This window comes from Yinghuangia sp. ASG 101, assembly GCF_021165735.1.
GTDB lineage: Bacteria > Actinomycetota > Actinomycetes > Streptomycetales > Streptomycetaceae > Yinghuangia.
In genome coordinates this window covers 6,348,849-6,366,608 of record NZ_CP088911.1, presented here as the reverse complement: position 1 = coordinate 6,366,608, position 17,760 = coordinate 6,348,849, and the positions used below count along the sequence as shown (strand labels likewise).

At 69.4% G+C, this 17,760-nt stretch carries 22 protein-coding genes; 11 read left to right on the top strand and 11 right to left on the bottom strand.

The window, feature by feature from the left end; genetic code table 11:
• Positions 1–41: 41 nt before the first annotated feature.
• The 7 genes from LO772_RS27295 to LO772_RS27265 form a co-directional block, all read right to left on the bottom strand.
• Positions 42–950, bottom strand: a complete 909-nt coding sequence (locus tag LO772_RS27295; protein WP_231774679.1) for a type II secretion system F family protein — start codon at positions 948–950, stop codon at positions 42–44.
• Positions 947–1,864 carry a type II secretion system F family protein gene (locus LO772_RS27290; RefSeq protein WP_231774678.1) on the bottom strand — a complete coding sequence of 306 codons (918 nt, stop codon included), beginning with the start codon at positions 1,862–1,864 and terminating at the stop codon, positions 947–949. The genes LO772_RS27295 and LO772_RS27290 overlap by 4 nt, the downstream gene beginning before the upstream one ends.
• A complete protein-coding gene (locus tag LO772_RS27285) occupies positions 1,861–3,171 on the bottom strand; it encodes a CpaF family protein (protein WP_231774677.1) in 1,311 nt (436 codons plus the stop codon). Before LO772_RS27285 ends, LO772_RS27290 begins: the two co-directional genes overlap by 4 nt.
• Positions 3,172–3,242: 71 nt before the next feature.
• Entirely contained in the window at positions 3,243–3,809 is a 567-nt protein-coding gene (locus LO772_RS27280; RefSeq protein ID WP_231774676.1) for a hypothetical protein, read from the bottom strand.
• A gap of 290 nt (positions 3,810–4,099) precedes the next feature.
• Positions 4,100–4,813: an SAF domain-containing protein gene (locus tag LO772_RS27275; RefSeq protein WP_231779743.1), complete on the bottom strand. Its 714-nt coding sequence runs from the start codon at positions 4,811–4,813 to the stop codon at positions 4,100–4,102.
• A gap of 53 nt (positions 4,814–4,866) precedes the next feature.
• On the bottom strand, positions 4,867–5,487 hold the full coding sequence (locus LO772_RS27270) for a hypothetical protein (protein WP_231774675.1): 621 nt from the start codon (positions 5,485–5,487) through the stop codon (positions 4,867–4,869).
• Positions 5,488–5,768: 281 nt separating this feature from the next.
• A complete protein-coding gene (locus LO772_RS27265; protein ID WP_231774674.1) occupies positions 5,769–6,149 on the bottom strand; it encodes a hypothetical protein in 381 nt (126 codons plus the stop codon).
• Between the two features lie 586 nt (positions 6,150–6,735).
• Between LO772_RS27265 and LO772_RS27260 the strand changes: the two genes are divergently transcribed.
• Positions 6,736–7,545, top strand: coding sequence for a helix-turn-helix domain-containing protein (locus LO772_RS27260; RefSeq protein WP_231774673.1), 810 nt, complete (start codon positions 6,736–6,738; stop codon positions 7,543–7,545).
• A gap of 119 nt (positions 7,546–7,664) precedes the next feature.
• Positions 7,665–8,153 carry a prepilin peptidase gene (locus LO772_RS27255; protein WP_231774672.1) on the top strand — a complete coding sequence of 163 codons (489 nt, stop codon included), beginning with the start codon at positions 7,665–7,667 and terminating at the stop codon, positions 8,151–8,153.
• 9 nt (positions 8,154–8,162) lie between these two features.
• Here the strand turns inward: LO772_RS27255 and LO772_RS27250 are convergent, their stop codons facing one another.
• From LO772_RS27250 to LO772_RS27240, 3 genes are all read right to left on the bottom strand, one after another.
• Complete coding sequence (locus LO772_RS27250) at positions 8,163–8,492, bottom strand: hypothetical protein (RefSeq protein WP_231774671.1); 330 nt, start codon at positions 8,490–8,492, stop codon at positions 8,163–8,165.
• A 47-nt stretch (positions 8,493–8,539) separates the two neighbouring features.
• The gene (locus tag LO772_RS27245; protein WP_231774670.1) at positions 8,540–9,112 is read right to left on the bottom strand and encodes a hypothetical protein; all 573 of its coding nucleotides are present in this window, start codon (positions 9,110–9,112) and stop codon (positions 8,540–8,542) included.
• A gap of 119 nt (positions 9,113–9,231) precedes the next feature.
• A complete protein-coding gene (locus LO772_RS27240) occupies positions 9,232–9,609 on the bottom strand; it encodes an ATP-binding protein (RefSeq protein ID WP_231774669.1) in 378 nt (125 codons plus the stop codon).
• A 252-nt stretch (positions 9,610–9,861) separates the two neighbouring features.
• On the opposite strand from LO772_RS27240, the gene LO772_RS27235 reads away from it, so the two are divergent.
• The 3 genes from LO772_RS27235 (at position 9,862) to LO772_RS27225 (ending at position 11,673) form a co-directional block, all read left to right on the top strand.
• A complete protein-coding gene (locus LO772_RS27235) occupies positions 9,862–10,701 on the top strand; it encodes a helix-turn-helix domain-containing protein (RefSeq protein ID WP_231774668.1) in 840 nt (279 codons plus the stop codon).
• Positions 10,698–10,901, top strand: a complete 204-nt coding sequence (locus tag LO772_RS27230; RefSeq protein WP_231774667.1) for a DUF397 domain-containing protein — start codon at positions 10,698–10,700, stop codon at positions 10,899–10,901. Before LO772_RS27235 ends, LO772_RS27230 begins: the two co-directional genes overlap by 4 nt.
• Positions 10,902–11,085: 184 nt before the next feature.
• Complete coding sequence (locus LO772_RS27225; protein WP_231774666.1) at positions 11,086–11,673, top strand: HAD family hydrolase; 588 nt, start codon at positions 11,086–11,088, stop codon at positions 11,671–11,673.
• 15 nt (positions 11,674–11,688) lie between these two features.
• Here LO772_RS27225 and LO772_RS27220 read toward each other — a convergent pair whose 3' ends face one another.
• On the bottom strand, positions 11,689–13,080 hold the full coding sequence (locus LO772_RS27220; protein WP_231774665.1) for an XRE family transcriptional regulator: 1,392 nt from the start codon (positions 13,078–13,080) through the stop codon (positions 11,689–11,691).
• Positions 13,081–13,733: 653 nt separating this feature from the next.
• Here LO772_RS27220 and LO772_RS27215 point away from each other — a divergent pair.
• The 6 genes from LO772_RS27215 to LO772_RS27190 are packed head-to-tail and all read left to right on the top strand — an operon-like array spanning position 13,734 to position 17,760.
• Positions 13,734–14,117: a 6-pyruvoyl trahydropterin synthase family protein gene (locus LO772_RS27215; RefSeq protein WP_231774664.1), complete on the top strand. Its 384-nt coding sequence runs from the start codon at positions 13,734–13,736 to the stop codon at positions 14,115–14,117.
• A complete protein-coding gene (locus tag LO772_RS27210) occupies positions 14,114–14,842 on the top strand; it encodes a 7-carboxy-7-deazaguanine synthase QueE (protein ID WP_231774663.1) in 729 nt (242 codons plus the stop codon). Before LO772_RS27215 ends, LO772_RS27210 begins: the two co-directional genes overlap by 4 nt.
• Positions 14,839–15,615, top strand: a complete 777-nt coding sequence (locus LO772_RS27205) for a hypothetical protein (protein ID WP_269453103.1) — start codon at positions 14,839–14,841, stop codon at positions 15,613–15,615. The genes LO772_RS27210 and LO772_RS27205 overlap by 4 nt, the downstream gene beginning before the upstream one ends.
• Positions 15,608–16,333, top strand: coding sequence for a 7-cyano-7-deazaguanine synthase (locus tag LO772_RS27200; protein ID WP_231774661.1), 726 nt, complete (start codon positions 15,608–15,610; stop codon positions 16,331–16,333). The genes LO772_RS27205 and LO772_RS27200 overlap by 8 nt, the downstream gene beginning before the upstream one ends.
• A gap of 47 nt (positions 16,334–16,380) precedes the next feature.
• The gene (locus LO772_RS27195) at positions 16,381–16,830 is read left to right on the top strand and encodes a nucleoside 2-deoxyribosyltransferase (RefSeq protein WP_231774660.1); all 450 of its coding nucleotides are present in this window, start codon (positions 16,381–16,383) and stop codon (positions 16,828–16,830) included.
• A gap of 27 nt (positions 16,831–16,857) precedes the next feature.
• Positions 16,858–17,760, top strand: coding sequence for a sugar phosphate isomerase/epimerase family protein (locus tag LO772_RS27190; RefSeq protein WP_269453102.1), 903 nt, complete (start codon positions 16,858–16,860; stop codon positions 17,758–17,760).

Here is a 17,760-nt window from a genome sequence, read left to right as displayed (position 1 = left end):
CTCCTTCCAAGGTAGAAATCGAGCACTTGTTTGATCGACTGTCATAGGGCGTCGAGGACGTGGGCGAGGGCGGGATAGCCGAGAAAGATCAGAAACCCGGCGAACAGCACCACCAGCGGCAGGGACATCCGCTCGGTGGCCTGCCCCGCGGCGCCTTGCGCGTCGGCGAGTTGGCGGGTGCGCAGCGCGCTGGCTTTGGCGGCGAGCGAGGTGCGGACTTTCGCGCCCTCGGTCCCGGCAAGCGCGACGCTCGCTGCCAGCTCACGCAGCTCCGCGACGTCGGTCTCCTCGCCAAGTTGCCGAAGTGGCCCCCAGGGTGGGACGCGGGTGAGTTCCGCCGTGGAAAGGGCGCGGCGTAGGTTTTGCGCGGCGTGGCCGTCGAGGGTGGCTGCGGCGTCGCCGAGGGCCTGCTCGACGCCGGCGCCGCCGGACAGCGCGACAACGGAGAGGTCGCAGAACGCCGCCAAGGTGTGCCGCATCTCCTCACGGCGCTTGTTTGCTTCGGCACGAACGTTGAGGTCGGGGACGAACATCAGCCCCGCCGCGCACACCACCCCGGCCCCGACCGGCCACACCACACCCGGGTTGCCGCCCGCGAGCCAGGCAAACGCAGTGAGCAGCAGCGGCGGGAGGAGCAGTCCGAACAATGCGCTCGTCGCCTGTTCGGCGCGGTGCACGGTGACGTCGCGGCCCAGGACGCGCAGGTCGCGGCGCACGGCGGGCAGCGGCAGCCCGCATGCGGCGACCGCCGGGACCAGGCGGCGCCCGAACCGCGACGCCCACCCGCCCTCGTGGGCGGTGGTGGTGAGGGGTGTGGGTGGTTCCGAGGCGGGGTGCAGCGCGGCGAGGGCGTCGACCAGCGGCACCCGCGGCGGGCGGAACCCGAACACGGCGAGGAGCAGCCCGAGTCCGGTGCCGACGCCCAGCACCGCCGCCAGGACGGGGTTCACCGGTCCACCACCCCCTTGCCGGTCGACCGCAAGTCCTTGTCAGCGGCGGCGGGTCGAAGGATCCGCACAGGAGGCTTGTCGTCGGCGAGCCTCGTCATCCACCAGAACGCCACCGCGAACAGCGCCCCCACGACCGCGAGGACGAGCTGTCCTTCGGCGGTGCCGTACGGCGCGAGGTATTTCCGGTCGAGCAACAACAGTCCGAAACCCATCGCGAGGGTCACCACGACGACCACCCGGACCGAGGTGCGCACCCCCGCGCGGTCCGCGTCCGCCTTCAGTCGCACCGTCACCCGCTCACGGGTCGCCGTCGCCAACGAACCCAAAAGATCCGCGAGTTGCCCGCCCTGGCGCTCCGCGGCGAGCAGCAGCGCGGCAACGACGAGGTCGGCGACGGGATCGTCGATGTCGGCGGCGAACGCGCGCAGCGCATCCGGCAGCCGGTCGCCGCGCTCGACCCGGACCGCGAGCGCGCGGATCTCCGCCTCCAAAGCGGGTGGGGCGACCTCGGCGGTCGCGCGGATCGCCTGCTGCAAACCGGCCGCAGCGGCGAGGGTGTCGCGGAGCAGTTCCGCCCACACCGCCACAGCCTCGATCCGCTCCGTCCGCGCCCGCACCGCCCGATCCGGCCGCACCAGCACCGGCAACGCCCACGCCGCGGCACCCGCAAGCACGGCGGCGACCGGCCACCCGGTCAGCGCCCCGACCACCGCCGCGCACACCATCACCCCCACCACCCGCCGCACCGACGCCCCGCGCACACGGACAACGAGCCGGGAAGCCGCCGCGGCGACACGGTCATCGGAGGCCGCCGCCCCGGGATCATCGGCGCGGCGCGGCAGGAGCCCCGAGCCAGCCACAGCGAGCCCGCCGCCGCACCCCAGACCGAGGAAAGCCGCCGTCGGGCCGTTCACGGGGCACCACCCCAGCGGGACTGGTGGAACACGTACGGATCCAGCCCGGCGGCGACCAAGTCGTCCATGGTCTCCGCGCGCGGCGCGGTCGCCGGGACCGCCCGCCGGTCTCCACCGGGCTTGTACACCTCGTTGGAGACGACCTGCGGCCCATCCGCGTCGACCACCTCGCGCACCGAGGAGACGACCCGCCGCCCGTCAGTGGCCCACGCAATGTGCACGACGACATGGACCGCAGACGCAACCAGGAGGCTGGTCGCCTCCAGCGACAACCGCTCGGGAGACTGGGCAGCGTACGCGGCCAGTTTGACGAAAGCTCCGCGCGACGTCGAGGTGTGCAGCGTCGACATACTGCCGTCGTTGCCCTGCGACATCGCGTTGCACATCGGCACGACCTCCGCGCCGCGGATCTCCCCGACGATCACCCGGTCCGGGCCCATCCGCAGACCCCACCGCACCAGCTCGGCCTGGTCGACTGCTCCGACACCCTCCAAGTTGGGCTCCCTCGCCTGCATCGCAACCACGTTCGGATGCGCAGGGTCGCGGTCCAAGCCGAGTTCGAAGGTGTCCTCAATCGTCACCAACCGCTCCGACGGCGGTATAGCGGAGGCGAGGGCCCGCAGCACCGTGGTCTTGCCGACATTCGTGCCTCCGGCGATGATGACGTTCTTCCGGGCCCTGACCAGCGCACCGAGGAAGTCAGCGAGCGATTCGTCGCACACCCCCAGGCGCACCAAGTCCGTGAGAGTGACGGTCCTGTATCGATGGCGGCGGATCGACACGGACACCCTGCCCGTGACCGCCATCACCGCGAACATGCGTGACCCGTCTGCCAATTGCGTGTTCAAGCGTGGAACGGCGCGGTCGAAGCGGCGTTCCTCCTCGCCGGCCCGCACCGCGACGGTGCGGACGAGTTCGACCAGTTCCGCGTCCGACCCGGCCACCGGCGGGACCTGCTCCTCACGGCCATCTGCGTAGCGGACGAAAACCGTGTCACAGCCGTTGACGAACACGTTTTCCACAGTCGGGTCGTCCAGGAGTTCTTGAAGTCCACCCAAGCCGAACAAGCCGTCCATCACCGCCCGCGTCGCCAACTCCTCCGTGGCCGCGTCCCACACGGGCAGCCCGGCGAACAGGCGGCGGCTGGTCTCCGCCCGCCACGCCTCCGTGAGCAGGCGGTCGGCGACCTCGCGCCGCTGCGACCCCGACATCGGCGGCAGGCCGGCACCCTCCAACTCGGCCGCATAGCCCGACAGTCTGCTGCCGACCTCGGCCCGCAGCCGGGCCGCCAGTTCATCCGCAGGCATCGACGACCCGACTGGTCGGCCCACCGATGCCGGGTCGGGTGAGACCCCGTTGAGACCGGGCACCGGGGGCCTCACGATGCGTCTCCAGCGTCCCGGAGCAGCCCGCCGAAAACCCCGCGAGGCGGGTGCGAGTCAGGTGGCGGCGTCACAGGATCAGCCAGTGGGCGGGCCGGCATGAGTCGGCCGGTGTCGGCACGCCAGAGCAAGTCTTCCGCCATTTCCCGCGCCGCCCGCAGCAACGGACGGCGGCGCCACCCCCGTCCCGAATTCCGGGACACGAGTTCTCGCACTCCGGCCGGGTCCCACGGCCACGCGTGCGCCCGTACGCCCCCGAACGCTGCCTCGACTTCCGCCGGTCCGAACGGCGACGGCCCGACTACCAGCAGATCCGTCGCCGGCACCCGCGCCCGCACTTCCTCGATCCGGCCCGCCACATGCGCCAGCGCGTCCACCCCGCCCCGTGCCACCAGCACCAGCACGTCTGCCGTCTCAAGCAGAGCGCCGACGTGGGGGCCTTCCAGACGCCCGGCATCGACGACCACCACGTCCGCCGCGCTTGCGCGCAACGTCGCGAACCCCGAGGCTGCCATCACCGTCAGCGCGGCAGCCGCCTGCGGTCCGGCCGTCGGCGCCCTCACCACCCGCACCCCGCACCCCACCACCGACCCGTATGCGGCAGGCTCAACCACGCCCGACCGCGTCGGCCCGCCGTGACGAGAACCCGCAGCCAACCCCAGCAGGCCAGCCGCAGCATCCCACGGCGACGCGTCGCACCATGCGGCCACCGAACCACCCGATTGGTCCGCCTCCACCAACAACGGCCCCACACCGCCCTCTCGGCGCGGCCACGCCGCCGCCAGTGCCAACGCGGACGCAGTCGCCCCAGGTGCCCCCTTCACCGAGCCGAACACCACAACCTGCGGCGGACTCACCCGGCACCACCGCCCGCGGCGGAACTCAGGACCACCAGCCGCGGGTCCACCAGCACTGCCACCTTCGACCCCGACGCCGCGTCCACCAGCAGCGTCACCACGAACCCTCCGCCCGTGGCATCGGCGGCGGCCCGCACCGCCACCACGACACCCTCCGCCGACAGCGACGGCGACGCCCCCGCACCGGTCTGCGGCCCCGCCGCCTGGCCCGGCCCCGCCAGGACAGCGACGCGCTGCCCCACGGCCAGGCCCGGCGGGGCGCCGCCGTCTCGCACCGACACCGCCACCAACGCCTGTCCGGCAGGCGGGAACCCGGCGGCCTCGCCGACCTGGTCTCGCGCGAGCAGTGATCCCGGCACCAGCGGCACCACCGCCACCCGACCCACGACTTCGTCCAGCGACGACACCGGCACGCCCGAAACGTTTCCCCGTAGCTCGGCCTCGCGCAGATCCGCCCGCTGCACAACCTGACCCGCCTCGACCCGCTGCGCGACAACCAGCACCGACGTCCGTTGTTGCTCCGCCCCCCGTGCGGCCACCACGAACCCCCCGGCGCAGACGACTGCTACAAACAGCCCGATCCACACCCGCACCGGACGGACACGCCGGCGCTTCCCCGGCACTGCACCCGGCGGCGGCGCAGCCGCCCACGTTCCAGCGCCGTTCCGCGCTGTCCGCGCATCCGACACAGCCACCGTCTGTTCCTCCATCACCCGTCGAACCAGACCGCACCCCGCCTTCGCCGCGCCGTGCGGACGCCTGCTCAGGACACCGCCACCACCACGGCCTGCACCTCACGCACCCGCAGACCCGTCGACGCCGACATCGACATCCCCTCCACCACCCCCGACTGACCGCCACCCGCCCACGACACCCGCCAGGTCACCGTCACCGTGACCGGGAACTGCTCGCCGGGCTGACCTGCCGACGAACGCGCGTACGTGTAGCCGCAGTCCGGCGAACCCGACGCTGGGTCAGAACCCGGCCCGTACGGCGTCCCCGGCCCCGAACACGTCACCGCGTCCCCGGTCCCCATCGACCACACCGCCGACATCGGCACCGCCGTCGCGGTCACCGATACACCCGGCACGGCGGCCGTCGCCGAGACCGGCCCCCACGTCGTCCCGTCCACCCAGAGCCAGGTCGGCACCGCGACCACCTGGTCCCCCGACGGGGACGTCCCCACCGCAGGGGTCGGCAGCACCAGGCGCGACACCGCCACCTGCGCCAACTGCGCGGGAGTCGGCGGAGGCGCAGGGGCCGCACCGCCGGTGTCCCCGTTGTTGACGTCGCCGCTGCCCAGCATCGCCAGGGGTTCGCCTGTCTCCGGGTCGGTATAGAGGGGGGCTTGGCCGTAGATGTCCGCGATCTGCTGAGCGGTCATTCCGGACTCGTACAGCCTGCGGTAGAAGACCTCCTGAGACCATGCGCCGCTGCCCCGAGGAGGCGCCGGTGTCGAGTTGCCCGCGGGGGAATCCGTCGGCGGGGATGGAGAGTTCGGGACGCTGGGGCCGACCGCTGTGACGACGCAGTCGGATCCGTTGCACGCCACGGTCCCTGTGCCCGTGCCGGGGGGCTCGTCTTCCGCGAAGGCCGAACCGCCGCCGAGACCCCACGCGGCCAGCACGAGGCAGACGAGCGCACCGGTCCGTGATGGTGCTGTGGTCAACACGTCCCCGGCTCCCCTATACGAAGAACGGAGACTTTCCACGCCCCTTCGACACGAACGGCGTCTGCGTCCGTGTTGTGCCTGCCGCCCGGCGCGTTGCCGTGGACGGATCCGTCGGCCTTGTAAAGCAGCCACTGCGAGTCGTCGAGGCAGTCTTTGATCTTGGCTGAGGCACCGTCGGGAGATGTCGACGTCACCTGGGGTGACATGCGCATCGGTCCTTTAGCGGTCAACGCGTTCTGCCGGTACACGTTGATCGAGGACCGAACCGTCACCAGCGCTTCGCCCGTTGCGTACTTCGCGAGCAGCGGGAAGTCGGGATCCCCCGTCGCCGACGCCTGCACCACCGCGGCCATCAACTGCTTGTACGCCTCCAAGACGGCGTCTCCCGGCTCGGTCCTCGGCGGTGCCGATGATGCGACGGACGATGGCGGTGGCGCAGAGGTCGGAGCAAGCGCAGGGGGAACGGGGAGCGTGACGGCAATCGATGGACTGCCGGGGGACGTTGATGCCGCGTCGCCACGGGAGTCGGAGTCCGTGCACGCGCCCATCAACAACGCCGCAATCGCTGCTCCGCATACTGCACCGGGGCCCGTCCGACGCATGCCGCTCCTTCCCCCGTTCCGTCCGCGCACGGCGAAGTACCGCGGCAGCGCTCCCACATGCCATCGCGCGAGACGCACTCATCCATGGTGACCTTTTGCCGATCTGTCTGGAAGTAACCGGTGTTGCGGGTATCTTGGGTGCCTGCACTTGAACTACCGGCAACGCGAGTGCCGGTAGTGGCACTACCGGTTTGCACTGGCCAGGTGACTCGCCCGTACGTTGTCGCCCGATCGGCATCCGCCCCGATGCCGGGCGCGTCGGCAGCGTGGGACCGTAGCCCGAATCCCGGGCCGACGCGACTCGGGCGCGCCCTCGTGCCGTCCCCCCGCGCCTGCCCGCCTCCCCACGGGGGTGGAGATGTCCAGTGACGACATTCGCAAGGAAAGCCTTCGCCAACTACTCAAGAGCCGCCGCCGTGAGCTGAACGCCGCATCGGTCGGTTTGCCCGAGAGACCGCACAGTCGATCACGCGGGCTGAGTCTCGAAGAAGCCGCCATGCTCGCGCGGCTGAGTGTCCGGGGATACTCCCAGCTCGAAAACGGCCACCACACACCGCGCCCCGAGACATTGGACGCGGTCGCCGGTGCCCTGCGCATGGACGAACGCATGCGCATCGACTTCTACTTCCTAGCCACCGAACACCGCGTTGCGCCCCCCAGGCCACCGACCACCGCAGAGCCCTGCCACTGGGGGCTCGCCGACGCATCCGCGCCGCACCCCGCCGTCGTCACCGACCACGCCTCAACCGTCCTCGCGCACAACGCGCCGGCTGTGGACTTGTTCGCGGAGACCGGCAGCGGCTCCCTCACCGGAACCAACCTGACCCTGTGGACCTTCACCGAGGAAGCAGCCCGAGGCGTCGACGGCATCGCAGCGCTCCGCCGCGCAGCCGTCGCACGCCTGAAGGTCACAGCCATCGCCTACCACGACGACAAGCCAGTCGACGAGGTCATCACCCGGCTCCACGAGATACCCGGCGCCGCTCTCCTGTGGCGCCACGAACGCGCCCGCACCGACCGCGGCGTCACGCTCGTCCGCTACCGCAGACCTGAGCACCGTGCCCGGGTCCTAACGTGGACCCGCATCGCGTGGGAGGACGGCTCCATCCTCCACACCGGCCTACCGCATGCCGCCACGCTCAGCGACACCCCCGGACTCAGGCCGTGACCCGCCTGGTCGGCAAACCGGAGAAACGAGCAGCGAACCGACAAGATCGACGCGAAGGACACCGAGCGGCACTGGCTGCCGTATGCACCGCCGCAGCTTGGACGGCGATCGCGGCCCTGGTGGCTCGGCGCGGCTCCGAACTCACCCGCGCCGCTCCGCTCGTCCTGGCTGGTGTATCCCCACGGCTGATCCACAGCGACCTGACCGAACACCGCCTCCCCAACCGGGACTTGGCGGTCGCATATGTGGGAACGCTGGGCCTGATCACGGCTGCTTCAGTGTCGCACGCATCCCCAGGCACCCTGGTGCGGGCGATCGCCTCGTCATTGGTCCTGCTCACTGCCGGCGCGGCACTTACCCTGACCACCGGGCAGTTCGGAGGCGGCGACACCAAACTGATCGGGGTCATCGGCCTCGCCCTCGGGTACGACGCCTGGGCCGCCCCGGTCACCGCCGTGCTGTACGGCTTCCTCCTCGCCGCCGGCGCGGTCGCGGTACGGGCCTGCGCCGCCAAGGCGCGCCGTATCCCTCGACCGGCGACGATCCCGATGGGACCGTTCCTCCTCGCGGGAGCCCTCACGGCCGCCCTGGCCGCGAGACCCGCGTAGCCAGGCCCGTCAGCGCGGCACCAGCCACCCGTGGATCATGCGCGGCCCGGTGTCGACCCCATGCAGGGCCAACCACAGCTCCACCCGCCGCCGACGCTGCGCCTGGCGCTCCTTCACGCGCTGTTCGCGCGCCCGGATGTACGGCCGCACCAACGCGGGCGGCGACTCCTCTGTCAGCGCCCGCAATGCCGCGGTCGGCGGATCGAACGGCGCCGTGTGTGGCGGTGTGACCGTGGGCGGCGGGATCGGGCGTTGCCCCGCCCGGTGTCGACCGCGCGACCCCCGGCGGATGATCACGGAGGTCACACGAACGAGCGAGCGCAGAATGGATCTGGTCACGTAACGGCTCCTGGTGGTGGGTGAATCCGGAAGAAGGCGCGCTGCGCTCAGGGCCAACCCCATCGGTCGAGGCGCGCTGCGGCTTCGGGCCAGCCGCGTGCCGAGTCGGCGATCGTGTGGACTTGCCCGACGCGGCCGGTGACGCGTGGGAGGAGGTCGAGGTAGGCGGTCGGAAGGAGGAGCAGCATTTCCTCGACTGGGCACACCGCGAGATACGCGTGCAACGCCCGGCGGGTCGCGTGCTTCAGGCCCTCCGGCCCCAGACGTCTCGGCTCGTACGGCCGCAAGCGCTCGTTCGCCCCGACCAGGCCGTACCGCGTGGTCAGGACGAACACCCGCCGCCGATACGGCAGGTGCGCCCCCACCCTCGCCCGCAACTGCGAAAAGCACGACCCGTCGTACAGGTCCAGAGCCGGGAGTTCCCGGATACGTGCACGCTGGCAGTGCGTCTCGGCCGTGATCACCATCTGCGGCACCTCGCGTGCCAGCCGCGCCAGGACCACACGCGCCGACGTCGAGCCGTTGCACGCCTCCGGCGGCGCGGACGCGCGCAACAGGCGTTCACCCTCAAGCGGAACCACCGAGCGCCGGACGTTCACGTGGCTGCGCCCGTGTGTCATGACGCCGGGGGTTGACGGCTTCCGGCGTGGTCACGACGGCGCCCCGGGGCGCAGGTCGCGGCCGGAGTCCGTGTGCGGATCGGCATCGTCGACCGGCAGGGTCGTGAACGGCAGGCGGTTCATGCACGTGCCTCGAATCCGACGACGACCGCGCAGTAGCCGCCTTCTCGCGCCTCGCACCGGAACACCTTCGAGAGGGCACGCGCCAGCAGGAGACCCCGGCCCCCTTCGGCTTCCAAGTCCGCTTCCAATACGGGAAGTTCGGTCTCGCTGCGGCGGTCCAGCACCTCCAGCCAGAGCATGTCGCCGCGACGGAAGCACCGCACGAGGATGCCCTGGGGGCCATCCGCAGATGCGTGCGCGAAGGCGTTGGTGACGAGTTCGGAGACCACCGTCTCCGGGTCGTCCGGCGGTGCCCCCAGGGCCACGCACGAGCGTTTGACGTACGCGCGGGCCTGGCGGACGGGCATGCCGTGGTTCGGCTCCAAGAGGAGCACGGATGGTTGCGGAACAGGATTGGCGAACACTGCTCACCCCGAGATCTTGGGGACCCAAGGAGCGGTTCGAACGATCACGTCGCGCAAAGTGATCTTCAATGCGCTCCACGTAGTATGCGAAACACTATGGACCCGTTGCGCGTTCGCGTGAAGTGCAATTGCAAAATAAACGCGAGAAGGTAGCTCCGGGAGCGCGCTCGCGGGCACACTGGCTGCAACGAGGAGGGGAACATGCCGATCAACGCGGGTTCCGTGCTTCAACGACGACGGCTCGGCGTCGAACTGAACCGTCTGCGCGTCGAGTCCGAGATGACGCTGGAAGCCGTCGCCAGGGAACTCGGAACCACCCGCAGCAGACTGAGCCGAATCGAGAACGGCAAGCACAGCATCAACGCCAAGGACCTCTCGGCCCTCATCGAGCTGTACGGAGTCAGCACCCACGAACGGAAAGACCTTGAGCAGTACGTCCGCGGCACCGGGCGTGACCGCGAACGCAACTGGTGGTCCCGCTACAACGAGGATCTGACCGCCGGCTACTCGGACTTCATCGCCTTCGAGGCCGAGGCCACCGTCGAGACGGAGTACCAGCCGCTGCTGGTCCCAGGTCTGCTCCAAACACCCGAATACGCCGTGGCCACACACGGATCCGGCTTCTACGCGTTCGGACGAGACCGCATCGAAGCCCTCGTGGATGTCCGCCGCCACCGCCAGAAGCGACTGATCTCGGCAAATCCCTTGACCCTGCGGGCGTTTGTCACCGAAGCGGCCCTGCGTAGTCAGATCGGAGGCCACGAGGTCTGGCGCGGGCAACTCGCCCACCTCGTAGAGCAGGCGGAACTGCCGACCGTCGAGTTGCGCATAGTCCCACTCACCGCGCCGGGAACGTACAGCAGCGGCGCTACGCTCTTGGACTTCGAGGACCAGGGCGACCTGAGCGTCGCCTTCCTTGACGCGATCGGCGGTAGCCTGTTCAGGGACGACGACCGGGACCTTCGCAGACTCCGACGCGTCTTCCAGCAGCTTGACGAGTGGGCATTGGCCCCCGAAGCGGGTGTCGCCCTGATCAACCAGATTCGGGAAGAGCCGGCGTGAGCATAGAGATCAACCACAGCGTTCTGGGCACCCTGCGCTGGCGCAAGTCCACCCACTCCGGGGACGGCACCCAGTGCGTGGAGGCCGCGTTCTTGCAAGGTGCCACGCTTCTGCGTGACAGCAAGCTGGAGGCGAGTCCCGTGCAGGTCTTCGCCCCCGAGTCGTGGACTGCTCTCCTCGACGAACTCAAGAGTCTGTGAAGGGCGGATTGCCCGTCGGCGACGGAGTCTGCACCCACTGAGCCGACAGCGGGCACCACACATCATTGCGGAGACGTGATCTTCTCGACGGACAGTCTCGTGCCGAGGGGCTACTCAAGCCCTCCTCGCATCACGCACGAGCATCGCGTAGGCCCGCGACGGCATCCTCTAGTAGTTTCGGCGTGTGGACGATGTCGACTTGAGCCGTTTTCGGGCTCTGCTCGTGGACTGGGACGGCACAGTCGTCGACTCCCAGCCGACCAACTTCCGCGCCCTGCGCAGTTCCTTGGCAGCCGTGACCGACATTGATCTCGCCGAGTCCTGGTATCGGGCGCGCTTGGGAACGTCCGTGGCCGACCTGCTTGCCGAACTCGGCGCCGTAGACGCGGTCGACGCGGTGTTGGCGCATTGCCAGTCGACGCTTGTCAAGCAGGCGGGTTCGCTTCGCGTCTTCCCTGTCGTGGTTGCTCTGGTCGAACGAGCGAAGGCGGCAGGGCTGCATTGCGCGGTGGTGTCGGGCGGCGGGGGTGTAGTCGTGCGTGCCGGCGTCGACGCAACCGGGCTTGGCCACCTGTTCGATGATGTCGTGGTGCGTGAGGACGCGCTGCGCGGCAAGCCTGCGCCTGATCTCTATGTAGAGGCCGCACGTCGGTTGGGCGTCCTCCCGCATGAGTGTCTGGCGGTCGAGGACGCCGACGAGGGACTGGCTGCGGCGCGGGCCGCAGGTATGGCGGTCGTCGACGTACGTGACCGTGTGATCTCTCAGTGGTGATTCATCAGGGCTGGTTCAGATACGGGCCGTTTGGGCAGTCAACTCCGCCGTGACGTCGCTGCCGTATGCGGTCTTCGGATAGTCGCGGCGGAGCCGGGCGCCGAGCTGCCTGGTGCGAACCTGGACGGATTCGACCAGACGCGGGCAGGCAAGAGCTTGTCTGGCGTATTCGACGGCGGCGTCCGGCTCGCCCAGTGCTGCGTGGGCGGCGGCAAGATCGAGTTGGGCGATAGCCATCCGGGTGGGGGACTGTCGGGTGTGGTCGACGGCGGCGTACTGCGCGATGGCTGCTTCTGCGGCGACACGGGCTTTGTCAGGTTGATCCAGCCACAGGTATGACGACGCGTCGTAGGAGGAGATTCGGACGGCGTCGGCGCCCCACAATCCCGCTCCGTGAGCCGGGAGGCGATCCGCGTAAGCCCGGGTTGTGACGGTTGCGTCGGCAAATGCGTCGGCGTGCCCGAGTCGGGCGTGGGCACGCGCAACCTGAGCGGCCAGGCGAGCGTGGGCCGGACTGTCTTGGGGCGCGGTGGCAGCCCCGCGGGTTGCGGCAGCGAGGGCTGCATCGGGTCGGTCGGCGTAGAGCAGGATGGTGGAGAGCGCGTCGTCGGCCCACGCGGACACTTCCGGTAGGTCGGCTTGGTGACCTTGGGCGAATGCGTCCGCGCAGTACGCCTCTGCGGTTGGGTTGTCGCCGAGGTCGTGGGCCAGCCAGGCGAGGATGACCGACAGCATGCCCGCGGTGTGGGCGATGCTGCGGCCTTCGCGGAGGGTGTGCCGCTGCCGCGTGAGGTGATGCGTCGTGCGCCTCAGGTCGAGAGTGGTGGGCCAGAGTTCCTGAGGTCGGTGAGCCGGGTAAGTCGCGCCGATCTGGTGGACAGCCGCGCCGAGCCGGTCGAGCAGGCCGGGACCCAAGTCGGACTCGGTGGCATGGCGTGTGAAGTCCGCCGCTTCGGCGGCGGCGTTGCCGGGGGTGAGGATCGGCGCCAAGGCAGCGGCGCTGATGGTGGCCAGGGCAGCGCGACGGTTCGTATGATCACCTTTTTCTGTACCGGTTTCGGTGTGGAGGACGACGGAAGATTCGACGCGTGGGGCTGCCGCGCGTCCGCCGAATCGGGGGATGAACCCGAGTTCGGTTGCGGGCCGGCCGAAGAGCGCTTCGAGGCAGCGGCGAGTGTCGCCCTGTGGCCAGGTGGTTTTGCCGTTCATGAACCGCTGGATGGTCGAGTAGTCGAACGTGGCCCCGGAAATGCCTTGCTTGCGCGCCTCGTCGGCGAGCTTGCGCCCGAGGTCTTCGTAGGTCCAGCCGCGCGCCCGTGTGAGGGCAAGCAACTGAGTGTTCGGTCTCGGCTGTTTGTCCGCCTCGGGTCCTGTGCGGCCGTCGGCGGTGGCCTTGCGCTGGCTCATCCACGCCCCCCGAGGCGAGTTTCGGACTGTGTCCTCCACGGTAGCGATGCGCACCCGTTCAGAGAGCCCCGCAGGACGTGTCCCGAGGTTTTGCCTGGTGGTTTGCATGGCGGTTCACCCGGCACGGCGGTTTTGCGAGGTGGTTTGCACGGTGGTTAGCCATGGCGGGACCGCCTGGCTCAGCGGTTGTCTGAGGCGAAGGCGCGAAAGACGAAGCGCTCTGGAAGAAGGGCGTGTTCGCGCTGCTGGTGTTCCCGAGGAGGACAGGACGCATGGACCGTTCTGAGAGATCCAAGAACAACGTCACTGACGGATACTCCGTGCGGTTTACGCCCCCCCTCTCGCGACTGCGGGAGGACCAGCCGCAGGTGCGTGCCCGCCGGCCTCGCAAGGTGACTGACGTGGCGAACGACAGCGAGCACCCGAGTGCCGGGAGCGACGACAACGCGCCCCTTGTGCGGCTGCCGCAGCCGTGAGGCCGCGGTAAGTCCCGTCGCCCGGCCGTGTCCTGCTCCGGCCGCGGCGGCGGCCACCCCGGTCGCGGGCCAGGTTTGAGGCCGCCGACCCCTGGCCCGCGACCGGCCCCACATTCGACGCTCCACCGTCGCCGTGACGTCATGGTCCCCTCTCAACCTTCCGGAGAGTCCCCGTCGATGTACACGATCACCAGAACATTCGGGCCCATTTGCGCCCAGCACGCCATCAGTCGTCTGCCCGAGGGTCACGGCTGTAGGAATATGCACGGCCACAACTTCTACGTCCACATCATTCTCGAAGCGAAGCGTCTGAACGAGTTCGGAATGGTCATCGACTTCACCGAACTCGACGCACTGGACAGCTATCTGCGCTCCTGGCCCCGGCTGGAGCGCGGTTTGAACGCGCTGTTCGACGATCACGACCCCACGGTCGAGCACTTGGCCGAGCACGTCGCTCGTTGGGCCAGCAAACATCTCGACCTCGGCGGCTCGCGTGTGGCGTGTGTCCGGGTCGCAGAGACCGACACGTGTTGGAGCGAGTACATCCCGGAACCGGCGTGAGCCGGGCTGGCGCGATCCTGCGCCGGGCTGCGGGGGCGGGCGAGTTGGTCGTGAACGAGCGGTTCGTCTCCCACCAGGGCGAGGGGCCGTCCCAAGGACGGGCGGCGGTGTTCGTCCGGCTCGGCGGCTGCAATCTGGCATGCGCGGGATGGCCGTGCGACACCCCCCAGACATGGCGTTGGGACGACCACGACCCGGCCGAGGAACTGCATCCGACGCCGGTCGCCGAACTCGCCACATGGGTGCTGGCGCAGTCTCCGGGCATGGTGGTGATCACCGGCGGAGAGCCGCTGATGCAGCAGCGGCAGCTCGTCCCGTTGGTCCGGGTCCTCTACGAGGCCGGGCGGCGCGTGGAGTTCGAGACCAACGGCACTCTCGCTCCACTGCCGGAGATCGCCGCCGCGGCAGCGCAGTTCACGGTATCGCCGAAGCTTGCCTCATCTGGGGAACAAGCGGGGCGGCGGATCCGGCACGACGTACTGGCCGTCTTCGCGGACACGCGCAAGGCGGTCTTCAAGTTCGTCGTCTCCGACGGGCCTGAGGGCGCGGACTGGGCCGAACTCGCGGAACTCGTGGAGAGCCACCAACTCGCCCCGGTATGGGTGATGCCGCAGGGCACCACCTCCGAAGAAGTACTTGCCGGCGCACAGGCGCTGGCTGCCCCGGCTGCGGAGCACGGGTGGCACGTGAGCCTGCGTTTGCAGGTGCTGCTGGGGGTGCGATGACAACGACACAACGTCGTACTCCCATCGTCCAGACACCTGACGACGGGTTCGTGGTGGGGCCTCGCCTGGGGCGGCTAGTCTGCGTCGAAGGGCTTTGGGGAGCGGGCAAGTCGACCGCCGCCATCGGGTTGTGCCAGGTGCTGGCCGAGGCCGGATACACCGCGCGGGTGGTTCATCACGGACCGCGGTCTGCGGTGATCGACGCGCTGTCCCATCTGCTCGATGAGGAGCCGCTGCGCGACCGGACAGGCACCGGCGGATTCACGGCCTCACACCACGCCCGGGTCGATGTGCTGCTGCGCCTCGCCCGTGAAGCACACCACCACACCCGGGTCCTCGGGCCGCTGCTCGGTGAGTACGACGTCGTCGTCGCCGACCAGGGCCTGTACTCCAAACTTGCCTACGCGCTGGCCGTGCTCGCCGAGACCCAGCCAGACGCCGACCCCACGATGCTCCTCACCGGTCTCCGAGGACTCGTCGCCCCCTGGTTCCTGCACCCGGACGTGGCCGTGTTCCTGGACACCCCGTGGCCGCTGGCGCGTGAACGCGCCATTGCCCGCGGTCACGGCGGTGGGAATCCCGGATCCGTCGAACGTCTGATGTTTCTCCCACAGTTCGCCGCCGCCTACCGGCTCGTCCTGGCTGCGCACCAAGACCGCGTCGCGCGGATCCGCGTTGGTCTGCGCCCCCCAGACCAGGTGCTGTCCCAGATCACCGACGCATTAGCGCGCCTGCTGGGCGCGCCGCTGAATGGAGCGCCCAGTGATGCCTGAGCCCACACCTGAGCCCAATCCGCTCGGGGCCGGAGTTCTGCTGTTCTCCGCCGGCCTCGACAGCTTCCCCGCTTGGCACTTCCTCGGCCGACCGCCGGTCGTGTACTTCGATCTGCGGCACCGCTACGCGCCGCAGGAGCGCGTCGCCGTCGAGAAACTCGCAGCCCGGTGCGGCATGGATCTGACGATCAGCCGCGAACTGGATCTGTCGGATCGGGAGGCACCAGATGCCATCATCCCGATGCGCAACGCGTATTTCGCGATGCTCGCGGCTGACCGGGCGGACCTGATCTGGTGCATCGGTGTCAAGGGGGACCACACCGCTGACAAGAGCCCTGAGGCGTTCGGCGTGATCGGCAACATGATCACTGCACTGACCGGCCGCGATGTTCGGATCCACAGCCCGTTCTGGGAGCTGACCAAGACGGAGATCGTCCGCTGGTACCTCGAACAGGGCCTGCCGACCGACGACTTGCTGCTCACGTTTTCGTGCAGCCGGTCCGATGGCAGACCTGTCCACTGCGGTGTGTGTCCCAGTTGCCTGCGCCGCTGGTGCTCGCTGGTCAATAACGGAATCGACGCCCCGTTCGAAGAGCCGCCGTGGCAGTGGGAGCGGGTCCGCACCTTCTATGTGCCCGCCATGTGGAACGGCACGTATCCCGACCATCGCGCCGCGGAGTTGTTCACCGCGCTCGCCCGGGTCGGCGTCACCGTGTGAGCACACCGCCGTCCCCGCTGACACCGCCATCGTGAAGGAAATCCGCCATGAAGGCGTACATCGCCGCACCGTTGTTCAACGACGCCGAGAAGGCGTTCAACCTGACCGTCGACGAAGCCGTCCGCGGCGCAGGCTTCGGGACGTTCCTGCCTCAGCGCGACGGCGGCGAGGCAGCGCCGCTGGTCCGTATGGGCATGAACGAACACGAAGTGCGCCGCCGCCTGTTCGACCTCGACACTGCCGCGGTCGCCGAGTGCGCTGTGCTGGTGATGGTGGTGGACGGCCGCGTCCCCGATGAGGGCGCCTGCGTCGAACTCGGCATGGCCCATGCCCTCGGCAAGGTCTGCGTCGGCTTGCAGACCGACAGCCGCAGATTCGGCGGCACCGACAGCAACAACCTGATGGTCGACTACGCGCTCACCGGCGGCATGGTGCGCACGCTGCCCGACCTGACGGCACTCCTCCGCGACGTGTTCCGAACTCTCGCGGGCACGTGACGACTCACTACCGAAACGGAGACTGTGATGTTGGGCGTCAACTTGTGCTTCGCCGTGAAACGGTGGCTGGAACCGGAGTCGTGGGCGGCGTTCGTACGCTCCGAACTGGACGTGACCTCAGTGCAGTTCACCTTCGACCTCGTCGACCCATGGTGGCCCGAGCCCGAACGTGCCGCTATGACCCGCCGCGCGGCGAAGGCCCTTGCCGACCACGGCCTGACGGCGCACAGCGCGTACGTCGGTCTGGCGCACTGGGTACCCGCCGGCCTGCTGGACCCCAGTCCCTCCGGACGTCGCGCGGCTGCGCTGTGGTGGCGGCGCGCGATCGACACCGCAGCGGAACTCGGAGCTGCTGCTGTCGGCGGGCCGTTGGGCACCCTCAGTGTCATCGATGCGGCCGACCCATCCGCGGCGGAGACCCGTTACCGCACACTCGTCGATACCGTGGCCGACCTTTCCGCCTATGCCCGGCGCTGCGGAGTGGCCGAGTTCCTCATCGAACCCACCCCACTCCCACGCGAGTTCCCCTCCACCCCCGAGCAAGCAGAGCGACTGATCGGTGACCTCGCGCAACGCGGAGCAGACAACGTCGGCCTCACCTTGGACACCGGTCACATGGTCTTCCAGCCGTTGTACGGACCGGACGCGAGCGTCGAGGACTGGTTCAGGCCCCTCGCGCCACACACGCGCCTGATCCACCTGGACAACACCGACGGACTCGGTGACCCGCACTGGGGATGGCCGCACCCGCAGGGCACGTTCGACGTCGCTCGATTCGGAAGGGCTCTCCTCGCCGCGGACCTCGGCAACGTCCCCGTGATGCTGGAAGTTTTCCCCCGGTTCGAAGACGGCGACCAGAACGTCCGTGACCTGCTGATCAGCTCGGTCGCGCACTGCAAGGCCGAGTTCGCTGCCGCAGGGCTGGGGTGA

Coding starts and splice junctions, on each gene's coding strand:
- LO772_RS27285 (WP_231774677.1), bottom strand. CDS start 3,171: ATGCCTGCGGATGAACTGGCGGCCCGGCTGCGGGCCGAGGTCGGCAGC.
- LO772_RS27275 (WP_231779743.1), bottom strand. CDS start 4,813: ATGGAGGAACAGACGGTGGCTGTGTCGGATGCGCGGACAGCGCGGAAC.
- LO772_RS27270 (WP_231774675.1), bottom strand. CDS start 5,487: ATGACCGCTCAGCAGATCGCGGACATCTACGGCCAAGCCCCCCTCTAT.
- LO772_RS27260 (WP_231774673.1), top strand. CDS start 6,736: ATGTCCAGTGACGACATTCGCAAGGAAAGCCTTCGCCAACTACTCAAG.
- LO772_RS27245 (WP_231774670.1), bottom strand. CDS start 9,112: ATGACACACGGGCGCAGCCACGTGAACGTCCGGCGCTCGGTGGTTCCG.
- LO772_RS27220 (WP_231774665.1), bottom strand. CDS start 13,080: ATGAGCCAGCGCAAGGCCACCGCCGACGGCCGCACAGGACCCGAGGCG.
- LO772_RS27215 (WP_231774664.1), top strand. CDS start 13,734: ATGTACACGATCACCAGAACATTCGGGCCCATTTGCGCCCAGCACGCC.
- LO772_RS27205 (WP_269453103.1), top strand. CDS start 14,839: ATGACAACGACACAACGTCGTACTCCCATCGTCCAGACACCTGACGAC.
- LO772_RS27200 (WP_231774661.1), top strand. CDS start 15,608: ATGCCTGAGCCCACACCTGAGCCCAATCCGCTCGGGGCCGGAGTTCTG.
- LO772_RS27195 (WP_231774660.1), top strand. CDS start 16,381: ATGAAGGCGTACATCGCCGCACCGTTGTTCAACGACGCCGAGAAGGCG.
- LO772_RS27190 (WP_269453102.1), top strand. CDS start 16,858: ATGTTGGGCGTCAACTTGTGCTTCGCCGTGAAACGGTGGCTGGAACCG.